21 protein-coding genes are annotated in these 18,860 nt (G+C 72.2%); 4 read left to right on the plus strand and 17 right to left on the minus strand.

The features are described 5' to 3' along the window. Positions 1 to 70: 70 nt before the first annotated feature. Positions 71 to 3,079: an AfsR/SARP family transcriptional regulator gene (locus AB0I38_RS25995; RefSeq protein ID WP_358472359.1), complete on the plus strand. Its 3,009-nt coding sequence runs from the start codon at positions 71 to 73 to the stop codon at positions 3,077 to 3,079. 44 nt (positions 3,080 to 3,123) lie between these two features. Here AB0I38_RS25995 and AB0I38_RS26000 read toward each other — a convergent pair whose 3' ends face one another. Genes AB0I38_RS26000 through AB0I38_RS26045 form a run of 10 tightly spaced genes read right to left on the minus strand, consistent with a single transcriptional unit; the run spans position 3,124 to position 10,520 of the window. Next, positions 3,124 to 3,456 (minus strand): helix-turn-helix domain-containing protein, encoded by a 333-nt coding sequence (locus tag AB0I38_RS26000; protein ID WP_358472361.1) that lies wholly within the window; start codon positions 3,454 to 3,456, stop codon positions 3,124 to 3,126. Continuing rightward, the gene (locus AB0I38_RS26005; protein ID WP_358472363.1) at positions 3,453 to 3,827 is read right to left on the minus strand and encodes a type II toxin-antitoxin system RelE/ParE family toxin; all 375 of its coding nucleotides are present in this window, start codon (positions 3,825 to 3,827) and stop codon (positions 3,453 to 3,455) included. The genes AB0I38_RS26000 and AB0I38_RS26005 overlap by 4 nt, the downstream gene beginning before the upstream one ends. A gap of 57 nt (positions 3,828 to 3,884) precedes the next feature. Next, a complete protein-coding gene (ptsP, locus tag AB0I38_RS26010; RefSeq protein WP_358472365.1) occupies positions 3,885 to 5,513 on the minus strand; it encodes a phosphoenolpyruvate--protein phosphotransferase in 1,629 nt (542 codons plus the stop codon). Continuing rightward, positions 5,506 to 5,787 carry an HPr family phosphocarrier protein gene (locus AB0I38_RS26015; RefSeq protein WP_358472367.1) on the minus strand — a complete coding sequence of 94 codons (282 nt, stop codon included), beginning with the start codon at positions 5,785 to 5,787 and terminating at the stop codon, positions 5,506 to 5,508. Before AB0I38_RS26015 ends, ptsP begins: the two co-directional genes overlap by 8 nt. Positions 5,788 to 5,799: 12 nt before the next feature. Next, positions 5,800 to 6,804 (minus strand): zinc-dependent dehydrogenase, encoded by a 1,005-nt coding sequence (locus tag AB0I38_RS26020; protein WP_358472368.1) that lies wholly within the window; start codon positions 6,802 to 6,804, stop codon positions 5,800 to 5,802. Beyond that, on the minus strand, positions 6,801 to 7,226 hold the full coding sequence (locus tag AB0I38_RS26025) for a PTS sugar transporter subunit IIA (protein WP_358472370.1): 426 nt from the start codon (positions 7,224 to 7,226) through the stop codon (positions 6,801 to 6,803). The genes AB0I38_RS26020 and AB0I38_RS26025 overlap by 4 nt, the downstream gene beginning before the upstream one ends. Then, complete coding sequence (locus AB0I38_RS26030; protein ID WP_358472371.1) at positions 7,219 to 7,527, minus strand: PTS lactose transporter subunit IIB; 309 nt, start codon at positions 7,525 to 7,527, stop codon at positions 7,219 to 7,221. The genes AB0I38_RS26025 and AB0I38_RS26030 overlap by 8 nt, the downstream gene beginning before the upstream one ends. A gap of 2 nt (positions 7,528 to 7,529) precedes the next feature. After that, entirely contained in the window at positions 7,530 to 8,723 is a 1,194-nt protein-coding gene (gene mtlA / locus AB0I38_RS26035) for a mannitol-specific PTS transporter subunit IIC (RefSeq protein ID WP_358472373.1), read from the minus strand. Between the two features lie 55 nt (positions 8,724 to 8,778). Continuing rightward, complete coding sequence (gene pfkB / locus AB0I38_RS26040) at positions 8,779 to 9,762, minus strand: 1-phosphofructokinase (RefSeq protein ID WP_358472375.1); 984 nt, start codon at positions 9,760 to 9,762, stop codon at positions 8,779 to 8,781. Continuing rightward, a complete protein-coding gene (locus tag AB0I38_RS26045) occupies positions 9,759 to 10,520 on the minus strand; it encodes a DeoR/GlpR family DNA-binding transcription regulator (protein WP_358472377.1) in 762 nt (253 codons plus the stop codon). The genes pfkB and AB0I38_RS26045 overlap by 4 nt, the downstream gene beginning before the upstream one ends. An 88-nt stretch (positions 10,521 to 10,608) precedes the next feature. Between AB0I38_RS26045 and AB0I38_RS26050 the strand changes: the two genes are divergently transcribed. Next, a complete protein-coding gene (locus AB0I38_RS26050; RefSeq protein WP_358472379.1) occupies positions 10,609 to 11,622 on the plus strand; it encodes a hypothetical protein in 1,014 nt (337 codons plus the stop codon). Here the strand turns inward: AB0I38_RS26050 and AB0I38_RS26055 are convergent. Beyond that, positions 11,619 to 12,224: a class I SAM-dependent methyltransferase gene (locus AB0I38_RS26055; protein WP_358472381.1), complete on the minus strand. Its 606-nt coding sequence runs from the start codon at positions 12,222 to 12,224 to the stop codon at positions 11,619 to 11,621. The two genes, AB0I38_RS26050 and AB0I38_RS26055, sit on opposite strands and share 4 nt — an antisense overlap. Before the next feature lie 240 nt (positions 12,225 to 12,464). Further along, on the minus strand, positions 12,465 to 13,073 hold the full coding sequence (locus tag AB0I38_RS26060; RefSeq protein ID WP_358472383.1) for a TetR/AcrR family transcriptional regulator: 609 nt from the start codon (positions 13,071 to 13,073) through the stop codon (positions 12,465 to 12,467). A gap of 74 nt (positions 13,074 to 13,147) precedes the next feature. Here AB0I38_RS26060 and AB0I38_RS26065 point away from each other — a divergent pair, with 74 nt between their 5' ends. Beyond that, complete coding sequence (locus AB0I38_RS26065; protein ID WP_358472385.1) at positions 13,148 to 14,335, plus strand: cytochrome P450; 1,188 nt, start codon at positions 13,148 to 13,150, stop codon at positions 14,333 to 14,335. Between the two features lie 127 nt (positions 14,336 to 14,462). Here the strand turns inward: AB0I38_RS26065 and AB0I38_RS26070 are convergent, their stop codons facing one another. The 3 genes from AB0I38_RS26070 to def form a co-directional block, all read right to left on the minus strand. Next, a complete protein-coding gene (locus AB0I38_RS26070; RefSeq protein ID WP_358472387.1) occupies positions 14,463 to 14,801 on the minus strand; it encodes an MmcQ/YjbR family DNA-binding protein in 339 nt (112 codons plus the stop codon). A gap of 9 nt (positions 14,802 to 14,810) precedes the next feature. Further along, positions 14,811 to 15,227, minus strand: a complete 417-nt coding sequence (locus AB0I38_RS26075) for a CBS domain-containing protein (protein ID WP_358472389.1) — start codon at positions 15,225 to 15,227, stop codon at positions 14,811 to 14,813. 75 nt (positions 15,228 to 15,302) lie between these two features. After that, positions 15,303 to 15,827, minus strand: coding sequence for a peptide deformylase (gene def / locus AB0I38_RS26080; protein ID WP_358472391.1), 525 nt, complete (start codon positions 15,825 to 15,827; stop codon positions 15,303 to 15,305). Positions 15,828 to 15,973: 146 nt separating this feature from the next. On the opposite strand from def, the gene AB0I38_RS26085 reads away from it, so the two are divergent. Next, positions 15,974 to 16,762 carry a methyltransferase domain-containing protein gene (locus AB0I38_RS26085; protein ID WP_358472393.1) on the plus strand — a complete coding sequence of 263 codons (789 nt, stop codon included), beginning with the start codon at positions 15,974 to 15,976 and terminating at the stop codon, positions 16,760 to 16,762. Between the two features lie 397 nt (positions 16,763 to 17,159). On the opposite strand, the gene AB0I38_RS26090 is transcribed toward AB0I38_RS26085, so the two are convergent. Both AB0I38_RS26090 and AB0I38_RS26095 read right to left on the minus strand, forming a co-directional pair. Beyond that, positions 17,160 to 17,681, minus strand: coding sequence for a hypothetical protein (locus AB0I38_RS26090; protein ID WP_358472395.1), 522 nt, complete (start codon positions 17,679 to 17,681; stop codon positions 17,160 to 17,162). Positions 17,682 to 17,691: 10 nt separating this feature from the next. After that, a complete protein-coding gene (locus tag AB0I38_RS26095; RefSeq protein ID WP_358472397.1) occupies positions 17,692 to 18,753 on the minus strand; it encodes a hypothetical protein in 1,062 nt (353 codons plus the stop codon). Positions 18,754 to 18,860 lie beyond the last annotated feature (107 nt).

Genomic DNA, 18,860 nt, shown 5'->3' on the forward strand with positions numbered 1-18,860 from the left:
TGACAATCTCTCCTTACTACACTTGATCTTCCGCATCACATGACTCGAATCCCGATCGGAGGCAAGAAATGTGCACGGTGTCGCGTGGTTCGGAATCCTGGGCCCGCTGGAGGTCACGGCATTAGGCCATCCGGTCCCCGTGCTCGGCCACAACCAGCGGGAGCTGCTGGCGGTGCTGCTCCTGCGCGCCAACCGGCTGGTCTCCGTAGACTCGCTGATCGAATCCGTCTGGGCCGATCACCCGCCCGCCACCGCCCGCCGGCAGATCCAGAACGGGGTGGGGCGGCTCCGCAGGACCCTGACCACCGGCGGCGTCCCGGACGAGACGATCGCGACGCGGCCCCACGGCTACCTGCTGAGCGCCACGGCCGACGAGCTCGACCTGCTCGCCTTCGGGGCGCAGGTCGCCGAGGGACGCCGGGCGCCCACCGAACGGGAGGCGGCGGCCCGGCTGCGCGCCGCGTTGGCGCTGTGGCGCGGCCAGCCGCTCGCCGACATCGACAATCACCTCGTGGTGGCCGAGGCCCGCCGCCTGCAAGAGCAGCGGCTGGCCGTCCTGGAGGAGTGCCTGGAGGTCGAGCTGCGTCTGGGCCACCACCACGAGATCTCCGGCGAACTGGCCGCCCTGGTGCGCGAGCATCCGCTGCGGGAGCGGCTGTCCGCGCTGCTCATGCTGGCGCTCTACCGCGACGGCCGTACGGCGGAGGCGCTCAAGGTCTACCGCGCCACGCGCGCCGCGCTCGTCGCGGAGCTCGGCCTCGAACCGGGCGCCGAGCTGCGCGAGCTGGAACGGGCGATCCTGACGCACGACAGCTCGCTGGACCTCGCCGCGCCCGCCCAGGCGCGGGCCGTCCGCCCTCGCCAGCTGCCTCCCGACATCGCCGACTTCACCGGCAGGGACCGGATCGCGGGACAGGTCTGGGAGGCTCTGCGCGCGCGCCGCGACACCGGCGCTGTGACGGTGCTGGGCATCGCGGGTCAGGCCGGGGTGGGCAAGACCGCGCTGGCCGTGCACGTGGCGCACCGGCTGTCCGGCTCTTACCCCGACGGCCAGCTCTACGTGAACCTGCGCGGTGGCCGGCAGGGCCAGCGGGCCGAACCCAGCGAGGTGCTCGCCCGCTTCCTCCGCGCGCTCGGCGTCGCCGGGCCGGAGATCCCGCGCGGCCTGGAGGAGCGCGCCGAGGAGTACCGGTCGCGGCTCGCGGACCGCAGGGTGCTCGTGGTGCTCGACGACGCCGCCGACGAGGCGCAGGTGCGCCCGCTGATCCCGGGTACGGCGAGCTGCGCCGTGCTGCTGACCAGCCGCTCCCGCCTGGCCGGCCTGCCGGGCGCGCGGCTGGTCGACCTCGACGTCCTGGAGGCAGGGCAGGCCGTCGCGCTGCTCGGCCGGATGGTGGGAGCCGCGCGGATCGCCGCCGAGGCCGCCGCCGCCCGCGAGCTGGCCCGGCTCTGCGGCCACCTGCCGCTGGCCCTGCGCATCACCGGAGCCAGGCTCATCACCCACGCGGGCTGGACGGTGACGGAGCTGGCCGGCCGCCTCGCGGACGAGAACAGGCGGCTCGACGAGCTCGCCCACAGCGACCTCGAGATGCGGGTCAGCCTCTCCTTCAGCTACCAGCGGCTCAGCCCGCCGGCCCGCCGCCTGCTGCATCTCCTGAGCCACCTGTACGCGCCCGACTTCGCCGCCTGGGTGTGCGCGGCGCTGCTCGACGCCGCCATCGCCGAGGCCGGGAAGCTGATCGGCGAGCTCGTGGACGTCCGGCTGCTGGAATCGTCCGGCACCGTGCCCGGGCGCTACCACCTGCACGACCTCATCCGGCTGTTCGCCCGGGAGATGACCGCCGAGGACCCCCGCCCGGCCGTCGCCCGAGCCCTGGGCGGCTGGCTGGCGCTCGCCGAACGCGCGCACATCGCGTTGTCCGGCGGCGACTTCGCCACCCTGCACGGCACCGCGCCGCGGTGGACGCCCGCCGTCGAGGAACTGGCCGGGCGGATCGACGACGATCCCCTCGCCTGGTACGAGACCGAGCACCTGAACATCGTCATGGGGGTGCGCCAGGCCGCCGAGTACCGGCTGGACGAGCTGTGCTGGGACCTGGTCGCGAGCACGTACGCGCTGTTCCTGACCCGCGGCCACAACGACGACTGGGAGGACACCCTGCGCTGGGCGATCGCCTGCACCCGCCGCGCCGGAAACCAGCGCGGCACGGCGACCATGCTCATGGGCATGGGCATGCTGGGCGCCTACCGGCACGACTACACAGAGGCGGCGGTCGCGCTCGACGAGGCGGTGCGCACCTTCCGGGAGGTCGGCGAGCCGCGCGGGCGCGTCTACGCCCTGGGCATCGCCGCGCACATCGAAGGCATGATCGGCCGCTACGACCAGGCCGTCGCCCGGCACGAGGAGGCGCTGGAGGTCCACCGCGCCTCGGGCGACCGCGGCGCCGAGACGCTCCTGCTGCGTTCACTGGGCCAGTTACTGGTGGAGATGGGCAGGCTCGACCAGGCCCGGCCGCACCTCGAACGGGCGCTCACGGTCGGCCGCGACGGCGACCGGCGGGTCCGCGCGGAGGTGCTCTACTGGCTGGGCCAGCTGGAGCTCGGCTCACGCCAGGTGGACCGGGCCGAGGCCATGTTCAAGGAGATGCTGGGCATCGCCGAGCAGCTCGGCGACCCGCGCGAGGAGGCCGAGGCCCGCTACGCGCTCGGGCTGGTGCGGCTGGAGACCGGCGCCTACGGAGCCGCCGCCGGTCTCTTCCGCCAGGCGCTCGCCCTCAACCGGCCGCTCAGCGAACCCCTGACCGACGGCCGCATCCGCACCGGCCTGGGGATCACGCACCACCGGCGCGGTGAGCCCGACCAGGCGATCGGCCACCTGACGGACGCGGTCCGGATCTTCGCCGCGATTCCCAGCCCGCTGTGGCAGGCACGGGCGCTCAACGCGCTCGGCGACGCGCAGGCCGCCCACGGAGACCCCGTGACCGCCGATGCGACGAGAAGCCGCGCCCTCGCCCTGCTCACCGAAATGGACACCCCCGAGCCGAGCCCGACGCCCGCGGCCGACGACACACTCGGCTGACTGCCACCTCCACCCGGCGCGCTGCCAATCGTCGATGCCTCAGCTCAGGCGACCTTCACCGTGTGGTCCCCGAAGTCGGCCACCACGTCCAGCGTCCCGCCCAGAGCCACGACATAGGAACGGAGGGTGTCCAGGCCGCCGATCTGGCCGTGCTCGATCTGAGAAACGCGCGCCTGGGAGACGCCCATGCGTTCGGCGAGGAGCTTCTGGGAGACGCCCATGCGCTTACGCATGTCGGCGAGCTGAGCACCACGAAGCTCGGCCCGCAGCCGCTCACGGCTGATCTCACGCGCGGCGACCCGCTCGAGGGAGTCCCAGTCGGGATCGATCTCCCGGACCTTCGCCTTGGTATCGGACCACTTCACGAACTCGCTCATCGTTCTTCCTTCTCCTTCTCGACGAGGTAGGCCGCGTAGCGTTCCTCGGCGAGTGGAATCGCCTTCCGGTACCACCGGTTCCATTCCCCTGACTTGTCGCCGGCGACCAGTACGATCGCCTCCCGGGTGGGATCGAACACGAACAGCAGACGGATTTCCGCCTCACCGGGCACCCGAGGCCGGAGTTCTTTGAGGTTGTGCAGGATGCGGGAGTGGTGGATCCGGTCGACCAGCGGCCGACCGAGCTTCGGACCCTGCGTCGCGAGCTCGTCCAGCGCCTCTTCAATCTTCTCCGCGGTGGCGATGTCGTTCTTGCAGACGTCGAGAAACCAGGCGTTCACATCGGCGTGCAGCGTGATTTCCCAAGCCATGCTGCCAATATAACAGATCCTTATGTGGATCTGAAGCTGCAGGCGTGCTGCTCCGGGTCACTCGTCGGCGGCCAGGCGGCGGCAGTCGGCCAGGGTGTGGCGGGCCAGTTCGTCGCGTACGGCGGGCACGCAGACCGCGGCCATCGACAGGCTCGTCACCCCCAGCCCGACCAGGACGGGGGCCAGGAGCGGATCACCGGCCGCCTCGCCGCACACCCCGACCGGCTTGCCCGCCGCCCGGCCGGCCTCCGCGCACATCGCGATGAGCCTGAGGAGGGCCGGCTGACGGGGGTCGAGGAGGTCGGCGAGGGCGGGGTGCTGGCGGTCGGCCGCGAACGTGTACTGGCTGAGGTCGTTGGTGCCGATGCTGAGGAAGTCGACCTCGGCCAGCAGCTCGCGCGCCTGGAGGGCGGCGGCGGGGACCTCGACCATGACGCCCACCCGGGTGATGCCCCGGGAGCGGGCGCGACCGGCGAAGCCGGCGGCCTCGGCGACCGTGGTGACCATGGGGGCCATGACCCACGGCGTGGTGCCCGTGACGCGGGCCGCTTCGGCGATCGCGTCGAGCTGGGTGTCGAGGACGGCCGGCAGTACGCGGTCCACACGCAGGCCCCGGACGCCCAGGGCGGGATTGGGCTCGGACGGCAGACCGAGGAACGGCAGCGGCTTGTCGGTGCCCGCGTCCAGCGTGCGCAGCACCACGTGCCCGGTCGCGGCGAACACCTCGGCGTAGGCGGTCACCTGCTCCTCGAACCCAGGAGCCTGCCTGCGATCGAGGAACAGGAACTCCGTGCGGAACAGCCCGACCCCCTCGGCGCCCGGCCGCAGGTCGGCGGCCGAGCCGATGTTGAGCAGGAGCTTCACCGGATGGTCGTCGGCCGTCCGGCCGGGGCCGCTGCTCGCCGCCAGGCGGGCGCGCTCGCGCCGGTCGCCGTCGACGACCTCGGCCGCCGCCTCCGGGGTGAGGCCGAGGCCGATCGCGCCGGTGCCGCCGTCGACCGAGACGACCGTGCCGTCCGGCACGTCCAGGATGCCGTGGCAGGCGACGACCGCGGGCAGGCCGCGGCCCCGCGCCAGGATGGCGGTGTGGCTGGTCGGCCCGCCGAGCGAGGTGACCAGGGCCCGCACCTCCTCGCCCAGCCCGGCCGTGTCGGCGGGGGACAGGTCCTCGGCCACCAGCACGTACGGGTGGCCGGGGGAGGGCACACCGGGCATCGGCAGGCCGAGCGCCGCGGCCACCGCCCGGTGCCTGAGGTCGTCGAGGTCGGCGGCCCGCTCCGCCAGGTAGCCGCCGAGCGCGGCGAGGGTCTCCCGGTGGTGGGTGAACGCCGTGTCGAGGGCGTGCGGGGCGTCCTGCCCGTCGTGCACGTGCCGCTCCGCCTCCTCCCGGAGCATCGGGTCGTCGGCCATCATGGCCAGCGCGTCGAGGATCTCGGCCGCGGTGGCGTCGGTGGTCTCCTGGGCGCGCCGCCGCAGGTCGGCCACCACCGCCTCCAGCGCCTTGGCGATCGTCGCCACCTCGGCCGCCGGGTCGGCGACGGCGCGCGGTGACGGCAGCGCCGGCGGCCCGGCCATGCGGATCAGCGGCCCGGCCGACCGGCCGGGGCTGACCCCCAGCCCCGTCAGGCTCCGCGGGCCGGGACCGGCCACCGACGTGCCCCGGTCCGGCCGGTCGGGGTCAGGCATCGAGCGCCTCCTCGGCGTCCAGGTCGCGGGAGAGCAGGGCGGCCAGCGCGTCGAGGGCCTGGTCGGCGTCCGGCGCGTCGGACTCCAGTGTCACCTCGGTGCCCTGGACCGCCCCCAGCGACAGCACCCCCAGCATGCTGGTGGCCGGGACCGTCCGCTCGCCGGCCCGGATCCGCACCGGCACCCCCAGCCGCACCGCCTCCTGCACGAACAGCTTGGCCGGCCGGGCGTGCAGGCCGCTGGCCGCGGCCACGGTGACCGTTCGTTGTGCCATCGCCAACCCTCCTCAGGGCTCGATCGTGACCTTGATGGCCGCGCCCCGGCTGACGAGGTCGATCCCGTCGAGCACCTGGGAGAGCGGCAGCCGGTGGGTGATCAGGTCGGCCACCGGCACCAGGCCGCCGGCGATCAGCCGCAGGGCCTCGGCGTTGTGCGCGGGACTGGAGCCGTTCGCGCCGACGATGGTCAGCTCACGGTAGTGGACCAGGTTGGAGTCCAGCCTGATGTACGGGTCGTCCTTGGGCAGGCCGCCGAAGAAGCTGACGCGCCCCTGCCGGGCCGCCATCCGCACGGCCTGCTCCTGGGCCGCGCCCGAGGCCGCCGCGGTGATGACCACGTCGGCGCCCCGGCCGCCGGTCAGCTTGAGCACCTGTTCCACCGGGTCGGAGTCGATCACCGCGTCCGGCGACACCAGGGCGGCGGCCATCGCCAGCCGTTCGGCGTTGACGTCGACCAGGAAGACCCGGGCCGCGCCGCGCGCCCGCGCCAGCCGTACGTGCAGGCAGCCGATCGGGCCGGCGCCCATGACGACCACGTCGTCGCCCTCGCCCACGCCCGCCAGCGACTGGCCGTTGAGCACACAGGCGAGCGGCTCGGCGACCGACGCCTCGGCGAAGCCGACCCCGTCGGGGATGGCGTTGACGCCGTTCACGGCCAGCACCTTGGCGGGCACGATCAGGTACTCGGCGAAGCCGCCGTCGTAGTGGTAGCCCATCGACTCCTGGTTCGGGCATACGGTGAGGCGGCCACGGCGGCACTCCGCGCAGGCGCCGCACGGGATCGCGGCGATCACCTGCACCCGCTCGCCGGTGCCGGTCACCTCGCCGGCGATCTCGTGGCCCATCACCCTCGGCGGGCGGATGTGGTGGTGGCCGAACTTGAAGATCTTGGCGTCGGTGCCGCACGTCGAGCAGTTGCGCACCCGGATCTTCAGCTCGCCCGGCCCGGCGACGGGCTCCGGCGCGTCCTCCACGCGGATGTCGCCGGGAGCGTGGAATCTGGCGACCTTCATATGAGCTCCTTTACCACCTGGTGGACCTCCGTCGCCTCCCGGAGGGCTCTGGCGCGTTCGGGGTCGAGCAGGATGTCGGCGAGCGCGGCCAGCAGCGGCACGTGGCCGTCGCCCTTGGCGGCGATCCCCACGCACAGTGTCACGCGTTCGCCGTCCCAGTCGACGCCGTCGGGGAAGCGCACGATGCAGATCGCGTCGTGCCGGACGACCTCCTTGGCGGCCGCCGTGCCGTGCGGGATGGCGACCTCCTCGCCGACGTACGTGGACAGGGTCCGCTCGCGTTCGAGCATGGCCTCGACGTACGGCTCGGTGACCGCGCCGACGTCGACCAGGGCGCGTCCGCAGCGGCGGATCGCCTCGTCACGGTCGGCCGCCCGCTCGTGCAGCAGCACGGCGCGCAGGTCGAGCAGGTCGTCACGCATCGACGACGCCGCCGTTCCTGATCGTGGCGATCAGCTTCGACACGGCCGGGTCGCCGAGGAAGATCTGGAACGGCACCAGCACCTTCCCGGGGGCGGAGGCCCGGGCCCGGTCGGCGAGCCCGGCGTGGCACAGCACCACGTCGGCGTCGTCCGGGATGGAGTTGACCGGCGTGTGCTCCACCACGACGCCGCTCGCCTTGAGCTGCTTGCGCAGCTGGCTGGCCAGCATCACGCTGCTGCCCATGCCGGCGTCGCAGGCCACGATGATCTTGCGAATGTCCTTGCTGTCGATACCGGCCATGGTCATGCCTCCTTGACTACGGGACGGGCCGGCGACTCTTCGGCGGCCTCGCCGTTCTCGCTGGCGTGCGCGCTCCGCTCGGGCTGCGGGGCCGGGGTGACCGGCGCGGTCTCGGCGGGCTCGGGGCCGGCCTCGGCGGGCGGCTCCTTCTCGCCCCGGCCGAAGCCGAGCAGGACCGCCGCCACCACGAACGTCACCGCGGTCGCGATCACGATCCCGGCCAGCATGCCGAGCCAGCCGCCCCTCGGGGTCACCGCCACGTAGGCGAAGATGCTGCCCGGCGACGGCGTCGAGACGAGCCCCGCGCCGGTGATGAGGAACGTGAACACCCCGGCCGCTCCGCCGGCGATGACGGCGAGGATGAGGCGCGGCTTCATCAGCACGTACGGGAAGTAGATCTCGTGGATGCCGCCGAAGAAGTGGATGATCATCGCGGCGGGCGTGCTCGGGCGCAGCGAACGCGGGCCGAACAGCAGGAAGGCGAGGAGCAGGCCGAGGCCGGGACCGGGGTTGGACTCCAGCATGAACAGGATCGACTTGCCGGTCTGCGCGGCCTCGGCGATGCCGAGCGGGCCGAGCACGCCGTGGTTGATGGCGTTGTTGAGGAACAGGACCTTGGCCGGTTCGATGAGGACGGAGGCGATGGGCAGCAGGTCGTTGCTGACCAGCCAGCCGACCGCGTTGCCCGCTCCCGCGGTGACCGTGCGGACGATGGGGCCGATGCCCCAGACGCCCGCCACGGCCATGGCGCCGCCGACGATGCCCGCGCTGAAGTTGTCGACGAGCATCTCGAACCCGGCCCTGGTCCGCTGCTCAGTGAACTTGTCGACATATTTCAGGATGTACGCGGCGAGGGGGCCGACGATCATGGCCCCGAGGAGCATGGGGACGTCCGACCCCACCACGACGCCCATCACGGCGACCGCGCCCACCACCGCGCCACGCTGCCCGTGGACCATCCGGCCGCCGGTGTAGGCGATCAGGACGGGCAGCAGGATCTTGACGATCGGGCCGACCATGGCCTCCATGGCCGGGTTCGGCAGCCAGCCGGTCGGGATGAACAGCGCGGTGATCAGGCCCCAGGCGATGAACGCGCCGATGTTCGGCATGATCATGCCGGCCAGATGGCCGCCGATTCGCTGGACGGTGGCCTTGACTCCGGATCCGTAGACCGGGGGAGTGTAGGTGTCGGCCATTGCACGTGCTCCTTCAGGGGGGTGAGCAGGCTCTCCGGGGTGGGAGTCGAGGAGGTCAGGGCGTCGGCACTGGCGGCAGCGGCTCCCGGCCGGGTGCGGGGTGGCAGGTGGTCAGCGGGCGGGTCAGGTCGGGCGGGCCGGTGCGGACGTGCGCGCGGTCGATGTCGGACGGGCCGGGCATCCGGCTGCCGGGCAGGCGGACCGCGGCCGCGCCCCAGGCCAGCGCCTCCACCAGGGCGGCCTCGCCCCGGCCGCCGCCCGCCAGGAACCCGGCCAGCATGGCGTCACCGGCGCCGACCGAGCTGCGCGGCTCGCTCACCGCCGCCTCGCCGTACCAGACGCCCCGGTCCTGGAGGAGGACGGCGCCGTCGGCGCCGAGGCTGGCCAGCACGGTGCGCGCGCCCGCCGCGCGCAGCAGGTCCGCCGCCTCGACCACGTCTCCGACACGGAGGATCGGCAGGCCGGTGGCGGCGGCGAGTTCGTCGAGGTTCGGCTTGACCAGGGCCGGGCCGGCGCCGAGCGCGGCGACGAGGGCCGGGCCGCTGGTGTCGACGGCGACGTGGATGCCCGCCCCGGCGAACCTGCGGCACAGCCGCGCGAAGACGTCGGCGGGCACCTCGGGCGGCAGGCTGCCCGAGGCCACCACCCAGTCGGCCTCGTGCGCGGCGGCCAGCACGGCGTCGGCGACCGTGTCGAGCTCGGCGGGCGTCAGGGCCGTGCCCGGCTCGTTGATCTTGGTGACCGTGCCGTCCGGCTCGGCCAGCGTGACGTTGGACCGGGTCGTGCCCGCCACGGGCACGGTCACCATGTCGAGCCCTTCCAGCGCGAGCAACCGGACCAGCTGCCTGCCCTCGTCGCCGCCGAACGGCACTACGGCCCGCGAGGCGACCGCGTTGGCCAGCAGGGCGCGGGAGACGTTGACGCCCTTGCCGCCGGGGTCGAGGCGGGCGGCGGCGGCGCGGATCACGGCGCCCCGGGCCAGCGACGCGATCTCGATCGTGCGGTCGAGGCTCGGGTTGAGCGTCAGCGTGAGGATCACGCGCGCACCACCTCCGGGCCCGCCGCCGATAGGTCGGCGGCCAGCGCGATGTCCAGACCCGTGTCGCTGATCACCACGTCGATCTCGCTCAGCGCGGCGAACCCGGCCAGGTAGGTGTTGGTGAACTTCGTGTGGTCGGCCAGCAGCACGCAGCGCTGCGCGGCCCGGACCATCGCCCGCTTGATCGCCGCCTCGGCCGGGTCGGGCGTGGTCAGGCCCTTGGTCACCGAGCAGCCGTTCGTCGCCATGAACGCCACGTCCACGTGCAGGTGCGCCAGGGGCTGCAGCGCCCAGTCGTCGACCGTGGCCAGGGTCCGCCCGCGCACCCGGCCGCCCAGCATGATGACGTTCAGGTTGCCGCGCGTGGCCAGCGCGGTCGCCAGCGGCGGCGAGTTGACCACGACCGTGAGCTCCCGGTCGGCGGGCAGCACCTGCGCCAGGCGGCCCGTGGTGCTTCCCGCGTCGATGATCACCGAGCCGTCCTCAGGCAGCTCGGCCAGCGCGGCCTTGGCGATGCGCTCCTTCTCCGCGGTCATCACCTCGTCGCGGGTGGCCAGCGCGGGCTCGAATCCCAGCCGCTCCACGGGGATGGCGCCGCCGTGCACCCGGCGCAGCACGCCGGCCCGCTCCAGCACGGTGAGGTCGCGGCGGATCGTCTCGGTCGTCACGTCGAGCTCGTCGGCCAGGGACACCACATCGACCCGGCCCGCGGCCCGCGCCCTGCGGAGGATCTCCTGCTGCCGCTCCTCGGCGTACATGATGTTGATTCACCGCCGTTTCCAGTTGGTTTCCCCTGTGTTTATACCCGTTTCTGTGGCTAGGTCAAGAGTCTGGTAGGTATGTCGGATGCGAATCAAGCCGTGGGCCGCCATGGCGGCTGCCGTGCCCCTCGCCGCTGGCTGCGTCGCCGCCCCACAGGCCGCTCCGGCCACCGGTGGCACCCCCGCGTCGAGCGAGAAGGTGAGCGTCCCGGCGCCCGGCGCGGCGGCCACCCCCTCGGCCCGGCCGCCGCGCGTCCCGGCCGGCACCACCGCGGCCTGGGTCGTCTTCGACCGGCAGCAGCGCAGGATCGTGGCGCACCGCAACGCGCACCGGAGATACCGCTCGGCCTCGGTGGTCAAGATCCTGATGGCGATCGACTACCTGGAGTCGCACAAGACCGTCCCCGCCGCCGACGCCCGGCTGCTCAGGATCATGCTGCGGTCCAGCGACGACGACGCGGCCACGAGCTTCTGGTCGCGCAACGGCAAGGGCGCCATCATCGTGCGGACGGCGCGCAAGCTCGGTCTGTCCGACACCGCCCCGCCGCCCGCCACCCACCCCGGCTTCTGGGGCTACACCTCGCTGAGCGCGTACGACATCGTGCGCACCTACCGCTATTTGCTCGACCGGGCCGCGCCCCGGGTCAGGGACACCATCCTCGGCCACCTGCGCAAGGCCACATCGTGCGGCACCGACGGCTTCGACCAGACCTTCGGCATCCCGCGCGCCGTCCGCCGGCCATGGGCGGTCAAACAGGGCTGGTCGGGCTTCGGCGCAGTCCCTCCGGTCAGCTGCCGCCCGTCAGCCGGCACGACAGCCTCTGGCGGCCCGGCCGTCCCGGCCGAGCCGGTCCTGGACGGGGCGGCCGTCCTGGGCGCTCCGGTCTCGGGCGGGTCGATCTCCTTGGTCGCGCAACGGGCCGCCGGCACGGGCGTCCCCGACTACGGGCGCCCGGTGCTGCACACCACCGGCCTGGCCGGTAAGGGCGACCGCTTCGTCCTCGCGGTCCTGACCGCGCACCCCGCCGGAGGCACGTGGAACGCCTCGGTCCAGCGGATCACGAAACTGACCGCCGCCCTCTACCGGAGCGCCTCCTAACGGAAGGTGAACATCCGGCCGCCCGGCTCCAGCCCTCTCGGCGGCCCGGTGTAGCGGTGCACGCCGACGCAGAAGCCGTCGCCGCTCTCCAGGTGGACGTGCTCGAACCCTTCGCGTTCGAGCCACGCTTGGATCGAGGGCACGAGGTCGGGTTCGCGCCGGTGCCGGGTCCAGATCACGGTCGCGCCGGGCGCGCACAGCTGGGGCAGCACGGTCACGGTACGTTCGACGTCGTCGTCGCTGAGGTTGCCGAAGATGCCGCACGCGATGACCAGATCGGCGGGCACGGCGCCGAGATAGGCGCTGGTCAGCGCGGCGTCGTCGCACACCACTTCGACGCCCTCGGGCGCGTTGACGCGAGCCAGCCGGACGTTGCGTTCGTCCAGCTCCACCAGCCGCGCCCGCACCCGGCCGCGACCGGGATGCTCGGCGAGCACCGGCAGCAGGTCGCGCCCCTGTCCGGCGCACAGGCTGACCACACTCTCGGCCCCCTCGTCGAGGGACTGCCGGATCCACCGCCGCACGACGAGCAGCCGCTCCCGCAAGGGGGTGCCGGGCCGGTCGTAGTCGTCGTGCCAGTCCACCCAGTCGCGATCAGTCATGATCATGATAGTGCTGCAAGCCCGCGGCCGAATCAATCCGCGGACCGCCGTGAGCGCCACTGTCCTGCTCCGGATGATCACCCCAGTGCTGGACAGGATCCGGGTGCCGCGCATCGCCGGCGGCCGTCCCTGGACTCGACCGGACCGGGGGCGACAGAGCCGTTCGTCCGCAAGCCGGCTTCAGCCTGCCCGACACCCCGCACCTCATCGTGCGGGACTGTACGGTTACCGGACTACGCGTCACGACCCGTCGAGGCTCGACAACCCGTTGACCGCGATCTCGATCCCGCGCCGCCCGGCGGTCAGGACGTCCTCGTTCGAGCCGCCCTGCTGCTGGGCGACCAGCCCCGCCACGGCCAGCGCGCCCATGAAGCTGCCGACCGCCGCGCCTGCCGACACGGGATCCAGCTCGGGATAGACCTCGCACAGGGCCTCGGCCACCCGGGGCTGCGCCTCCATCATGAGCGTCAGCCCGCGGGCCCGCAGCGCGGGTTCGGCGAACATCAGCCGTGCCCGCAGGGGCGACAGCGCGAAGTCCAGTTCGTCGTCCTCGGCCAGGCTGCGCACCAGGGCCTCGAACATCCGGCTCAGCAGAGCGCTCAGGGGCTCTCCCGGTTTCCGCCCGGCGATCACGTCGAGCATGGTTTGCCCGCGATCGTCGGCGTGCAGGAAGATCACATCCTCCTTGCTCGCGAAGTACGCGAAGAAAGTCCGGGGGGCCACATCGGCCGCCGCGGCGATCTCGGCGACGGTGGTCTGCTCGTAGCCCCGCTCGCTGAACAGCCGCACCGCGGCCTCCAGCAGCGCACGGCGGGTGCGGACCTTCTTGCGTTCGCGATGACCTTCCACGACGCCACCCTACCGCAGGCTCTGCGTTTATACGTACATTGCAATTTCGCAGTCTATGCGTTTTCCTGAGAGACATGGAAACCCTCAAGACGCTGCGGCTCGACCGGGAGGACCCGTTCGAGCCGCCTGCCGCACTGAAAGAGCTCCACGGACCGCTGCACCCGATGACCTACGCCGACGGGCGGCCCGGCTGGCTGGTCACCGGCTACACCGAGGCACGCGCGGTGCTCGACGACGCGCGCTTCAGCAACACCTCGCAGGGCGCCGCGCCGCCGATCAAGGAGCTGGCGCCGCCCGAGGGGCAGGCGGATCTGGTGATCCCGCCAGGCTTCTTCATCGCGATGGACGACCCCGAACATTCCCGCTACCGGCGGCTGCTGACCGGGCACTTCAGCATGCGGAAGATGCGGCGGCTGGAGCCCAGGATCCAGGAGATCATCGACGGTCAGCTCGACGAGATGGCCCGCGCGGGAGCTCCCGCGGATCTGGTCCGCGCGTTCGCGCTGCCGATCCCGTCGCTGGTGATCTGCGAGCTGCTCGGCGTGCCATACGGCGAGCGTTCGCGCTTCCAGGACACCACCGCGCAGGCGGTGAACCTCGACAACTCCATCGAACAGCGGGGTGCCGCGGGCGCCGAGCTGATGGGCTACCTCTCCGAGATGGTCGGGCGCAAGCGGGCCGAACCCGGCCAGGACCTGCTCAGCGAGCTGGTCGCCGGTGGCGAACTCAACCACGAGGAGCTCACTGGGGTGGCCACGTTGCTGCTGACCGCCGGGCACGAGACGACCGCGAACATGCTGAGCCTGGGCACGTTCCTGCTCCTGTGCCGCCCCGAGCAGGCGGACCTCGTACGCACGGATCCCGGCGTCGCGGAGACCACGGTCGAGGAGCTGATGCGCTACCTCAGCATCACGCACATCGGCCCGATCCGGGTCGCCAGGGCCGACGTGCCGCTCGCCGGACAGACGATCAAAGGCGGCGAGACCGTGACGATCTCCCTCCCGGCCGTCAACCGGGACGCGACCCGCTTCCCGGACCCCGACCGCTTCGACGTCACCCGCCAGGCCGGGCAGCAACTGGGCTTCAGCCACGGCATCCACCAGTGCCTGGGCCAGCAACTGGCCCGGCTGGAGATGCGGCTGGCCTACCCGGCCCTGCTGCGCCGCTTCCCCAAGCTGCGGCTGGCCGTACCCGCCGAGGAGGTGCCGCTGCGGCCGCGGGCCACCATCTACGGCGTGGCCGGCCTGCCGGTCACCTGGTAGCGCAACGGAGCCCGAACTCCTCCAGGTAGAGGGGAAATCGAGGGACCTGCTGTACGACCAGGTCCGGCTCGACGGTGTCGCGCAGCTGCCCGTGTGAGCGGGCCGCCTCGGCGATGCGGACTGCGGCTCAGCCGGCGTAGGCGGCGTAGACCTTCTTCGGCACCACCATCCGCCACGCCTCCAGGACGAGCTCGCGCATCTCCTGCTCGTCGATGGCGGACAGGCGTACGAGCAGCCAGTTGTAGCGCAGGTCGGACTCCGACGGCAGCATGAACGTGTCCGGCTCCGCGGCGACCAGCGCGTCGCGCTCCTCCTTGGGGAACGCGAACCCCATCACCGACTCGTCGCGCGAGAACGCCACGTAGACGATCGAGCCCACCCGGAACTTGATCCGGTCTCTGATGAGGTGCTCCGAGGAGCGGGGGAAGGTCGACGTGAGCCGTCGTACGTCCTCGACTGTGACCACACGGACAATCTACGTGTTGCCCTCGGCGGCCGAGATGTCGGCGAGGGCGGACTTCGGGTCGCGTTCCCTCGCGAGGTCGCCCAGGCTGACGATGCCGACGGCGCGCCCGTCCTCCACGACCGGCAGGCGGCGCACGGCGTGGCTCCGCATGAGCTGGACGGCCTGGTCGATGGTGGTGTCGGGCCCGACCGCCTCGACCGCCGGCGTGTAGGCCTCGCGCACCGGCGTGTCGGGACCCTTCTCGGCGGCGACCAGTCGCACGGTGATGTCGCGGTCGGTCACGATGCCGCTGATCCGGCCGTTGTCGTTGACGATCACGGCGCCCGTGTCGTGGTCGCGCATCAGCGCCGCCGCCACGGCGACGGACTGGTCGGCCTCGACCGTCGCGGGGTGGGCCGTCATCACGTCTGCCACGGTGTTCGCCATGAGAGTCCCTCCTGGTGCGGGTTCCGATCGATTTGTCATCGATCGAACCCTTCTACCCGGTTCTCTGGGCGTCAGTCAGACGCTCGGCGCGCGTGATTCCGCGTACGCCGCGAGCACCTGCTTGCGGCGCTTGGCCGGCAGGCGGTCGATGTAGAGGTGGCCGTCGAGGTGGTCGGTCTCGTGCTGGAGGCAGCGGGCCAGCATGCCGGTGCCCTCGACGGTGACCGGGGCGCCCTCGGCGTCGAAACCGTGGACGACGGCGTGATCGGGGCGGGGGAGCGGGGCGTACTGGCCGGGCACCGACAGGCAGCCCTCCTCGCCCGCGTCCAGCCGGCGCTCTCCCACCGGAGGCAGCTCCAGCGTCGGGTTGATCACCACGCCTTTGTGATGCTCGTCGTCGGCGTCGGGGCAGTCGTAGACGAACACCCGCAGCGCCACGCCGATCTGGTTGGCGGCCAGGCCCACGCCCTCGGCCGCGTACATGCTCGCGAACATGTCGTCCACCAGCGCCGCCAACGTGTCGTCGAACCTGGTCACCGGCTCACACGGCGCGTGCAGCACCGGGTCGCCCACGTGAACGATCGGCCGGACCTCTCCCACGACCAACGCCCTTCCGGTTGGGACTGTGTCGCCGCAAGTCTACGGCGAACCGGGACGCCGCCGGATTCTCGCATGCTGATACAAATATTCTCTTATTTTGAGACAAGGAGTAGAGTCCTGGCACCGTACCGGGACAGGGAGTTCTGATGGACGCCGTATACACGCATGGCCACCACGAGTCCGTGCTGCGCTCGCACCGGTGGCGCACCGCCGCCAACTCGGCCGCCTACCTGCTGCCCCACCTCACCCCGCAGACGAGTCTGCTCGACGTGGGCAGCGGCCCCGGCACGATCACGGCCGACCTCGCGACCAGGGTGAGCCACGTGACGGCGTGTGAGGTGACCGAGGAGGCACTGGCGCTCACCCGAGCCGGGCTCGCGGGCACGGCCAACGTGAGTTTCGCCCTCGCGGACGCGCACGCTCTGGAGTTCGCCGACGACACCTTCGACGTGGTCCACGCTCACCAGGTCCTCCAGCACCTGGGCGACCCGGTCCTGGCCCTGAGTGAGATGCGCCGCGTGACGCGGCCGGGCGGCCTGGTCGCGGCCAGGGACAGCGACTACTCGGCGTTCGCCTGGTATCCCCGCCTGCCGGAGTTGGACGAGTGGATGGCGCTCTACCAGCGGCTGGCCCGGGCCAACGGCGGCGAGCCGGACGCCGGCCGGCGACTGCTCTCCTGGGCCCGTGCCGCCGGCTTCACCGACCTCACCGCCACCTCGTCGACCTGGTGCTTCGCCACGCCGGACGACCGGGGGTGGTGGGGCGGCATGTGGGCCGACCGGATCCTGCACTCCGCGCTGGCCGATCAGGCCCTCGCCTCCGGCGTGGCCACCCCCGCCGCCCTGCGCCGCATCTCCGACGCCTGGCTCCAGTGGTCCGACGCTCCCGACGGCTGGCTCTCCATCCTCCACGCCGAAATCCTCTGCACGGCCTGACCGGGTGGATCGACTTTCGTCGGCCGTTACTTCACTGAGGGTGTCACCACCACGCCTGATGAAAACGTACAAACACTGACGCCCGCCACGGCTACGGCGCCCGGCCCGCACTGTGCCGGCAAGTGAAAGCTTCAGCTACGGCGAATCAGTCCGATCCCCGGAAACAGATGCTTCAGCATCGGCGAGTAGGAGGGCGACGGATCCTGGCCCGTTCTGCGGCGGGTGGACAGGACGGCGGGGCGCCGTAGAGCGGAGGCGGGTGGGCGTTCCGGCCGACTTAAGACCGTGCCAGGTACCCCCGCGCCCGAAGTAAGGCCGAAGGCGAACATCACCAGCCCCCGGGCAATCGCGGTCGGCCGGAACGCCCACCCGCCTCCGCGGCACCCGCACAACCCCGTCAAAGCCCCAAAGTACGCACCCGCTGCCACTGCGGATCCCGATAAAGCACGACATCAGTACCGTCGATGAGCTCATCAGGCGCGGACATCATGGTGATCTCGCCGGTAGCCTGCAACTCCAGCAACAGATCCCGGACCCGCGGCCCGACCGGCAACCGCCCGGCGGGCAGCCCGAGCCCGGCCCGCACCAGATCGGCGATCCGGGACAGATGGAAGGGCCCGTCGAGCTCACCCACCACCCCCCGCACGACACTCATCGTGATCAGCTGCTCGGCCTCCGTGTAGGCCAGCTGCCAGGTGATCTGCTCACGCCGGCCGCCGGTCCCCGCGCAGGCCGTGCAGCCACGCGAAAGATCCGGCGCCACCACCTCCTCGGCCGACCCGAGACAGACCGTGCACTGCTGGTGCTCGGCGGCGTGCACCTCGGCCGTCATACGGTCGGCCAGGTGGAGACCGCAGTCGCAGGTGTATGTGTTGCCGAGGATGGCACCAGGTTGCGGGGTGATCGTGTGCTTTGTCATCCCGCCGACCCTACCCGCGAGCCTGGGCGAGACCGTGCAGCCGGCGCAGCGCCTTGCGGGCCGCGGCCGACACCTGCGCATCCGGATGCCGGTCGATGAACACGCGCAGCACCTGCTCGGTCCACGGATGATCGCCGAGTGCCAGCAGCGCGATCGTGCCGGCCTGATCCTCGGGCTCCATGCCCATCCCGACCGACTCGACGACCTCGTCCGACTCCCCGCCGAACTCCAGCAGCGTCGCCGCCATGTCCACGAGCACCCAGGCGATCTCGTCGGGCGCCGGATGGCGATCGTCGCGGCCCAGCCGGGCGCCGATCACGGCTCCCACCCGTGGCGTGCCGAGCAGCCTGTCGAGCACCTCGCGGCCCTCGTCGCCGAGGTCGGTGGCGAGCAGCTCCACGCCGATCGCCCGGCCCAGCGGGCTCGCCTCGATGAGCGCGGCGCCGAGCTCTTCCGCAGCCTTGCCTCTCTCGCGGGTGGCCAGCCAGCCGGTGAGCTCTTCGAGCCGTTCGCGCTCGGGGTAGCAGCGCAGGCCGTGCAGCAGCGCGGCGGCGTCGCCGGTGGCGAGCGACCCCATCACGGGAATCTCCTGCCCGGTCACCTCGGCGATCACCTGCCGCCCCGCCCACAGCCCGAGCGGCGTCAGCACGGGCGGCTCCGCGGGGTGTGTCAGGCCGAGCGAGACGAACTCGCCGGGCACCTCGCCCGCCGAGGTGCCGGCCGTCTCGCCGGCCGTCTCGCTCCCCGTCTCGCGGCCGAGGAACAAACGTACGATCCGCACGAGGTGCGCCTCGCCGAGCACCTGCCGGCGAACGTCCCCCCAGACCCGCAGCACCGCCTCGTCGTCCCCGTGCCGCAGAACCTCGATCACCTCGGCACCACCGAGCGCATCGACATCGACGGCGTCAGGCAGTTCGGCCCCAGAGGCCGGAGCGGCGGGATCGGAAGAGCGGAGCAGAGCCGCGGCCAGGGGAGTGGCGCGAACGGCCGCGGCCAGTTCGGGCGTGGCCGGCAGGCGGATGGGTGGCTGGAGGGGAAGGGTGTCGTCGTCGTAGGTGCCCACGGAACTCATCCTGTCGCACCCCCGCCGGGTTTAGGTTAAAGTCCGCCGTACCCGAAAAGTCGGAAGAAGGGAGGCGCTGAGATGTCCCGCAACGACCGGACGCTCACCGCGTCCGT

It is taken from the genome of Nonomuraea cavernae, assembly GCF_040655715.1.
Lineage (GTDB): Bacteria > Actinomycetota > Actinomycetes > Streptosporangiales > Streptosporangiaceae > Nonomuraea > Nonomuraea cavernae_A.

Coding starts and splice junctions, on each gene's coding strand:
- AB0I38_RS26025 (WP_358472370.1), bottom strand. CDS start 7,226: ATGCGTGACGACCTGCTCGACCTGCGCGCCGTGCTGCTGCACGAGCGG.
- AB0I38_RS26030 (WP_358472371.1), bottom strand. CDS start 7,527: ATGGCCGGTATCGACAGCAAGGACATTCGCAAGATCATCGTGGCCTGC.
- AB0I38_RS26085 (WP_358472393.1), top strand. CDS start 15,974: ATGGACGCCGTATACACGCATGGCCACCACGAGTCCGTGCTGCGCTCG.
- mtlA (WP_358472373.1), bottom strand. CDS start 8,723: ATGGCCGACACCTACACTCCCCCGGTCTACGGATCCGGAGTCAAGGCC.
- AB0I38_RS26020 (WP_358472368.1), bottom strand. CDS start 6,804: ATGAAGGTCGCCAGATTCCACGCTCCCGGCGACATCCGCGTGGAGGAC.
- AB0I38_RS26065 (WP_358472385.1), top strand. CDS start 13,148: ATGGAAACCCTCAAGACGCTGCGGCTCGACCGGGAGGACCCGTTCGAG.
- AB0I38_RS26015 (WP_358472367.1), bottom strand. CDS start 5,787: ATGGCACAACGAACGGTCACCGTGGCCGCGGCCAGCGGCCTGCACGCC.
- AB0I38_RS26045 (WP_358472377.1), bottom strand. CDS start 10,520: ATGTACGCCGAGGAGCGGCAGCAGGAGATCCTCCGCAGGGCGCGGGCC.
- ptsP (WP_358472365.1), bottom strand. CDS start 5,513: ATGCCTGACCCCGACCGGCCGGACCGGGGCACGTCGGTGGCCGGTCCC.
- AB0I38_RS26050 (WP_358472379.1), top strand. CDS start 10,609: ATGCGAATCAAGCCGTGGGCCGCCATGGCGGCTGCCGTGCCCCTCGCC.
- AB0I38_RS26075 (WP_358472389.1), bottom strand. CDS start 15,227: ATGGCGAACACCGTGGCAGACGTGATGACGGCCCACCCCGCGACGGTC.
- AB0I38_RS26095 (WP_358472397.1), bottom strand. CDS start 18,753: ATGAGTTCCGTGGGCACCTACGACGACGACACCCTTCCCCTCCAGCCA.
- AB0I38_RS26000 (WP_358472361.1), bottom strand. CDS start 3,456: ATGAGCGAGTTCGTGAAGTGGTCCGATACCAAGGCGAAGGTCCGGGAG.
- AB0I38_RS26055 (WP_358472381.1), bottom strand. CDS start 12,224: ATGACTGATCGCGACTGGGTGGACTGGCACGACGACTACGACCGGCCC.
- AB0I38_RS26090 (WP_358472395.1), bottom strand. CDS start 17,681: ATGACAAAGCACACGATCACCCCGCAACCTGGTGCCATCCTCGGCAAC.
- AB0I38_RS26005 (WP_358472363.1), bottom strand. CDS start 3,827: ATGGCTTGGGAAATCACGCTGCACGCCGATGTGAACGCCTGGTTTCTC.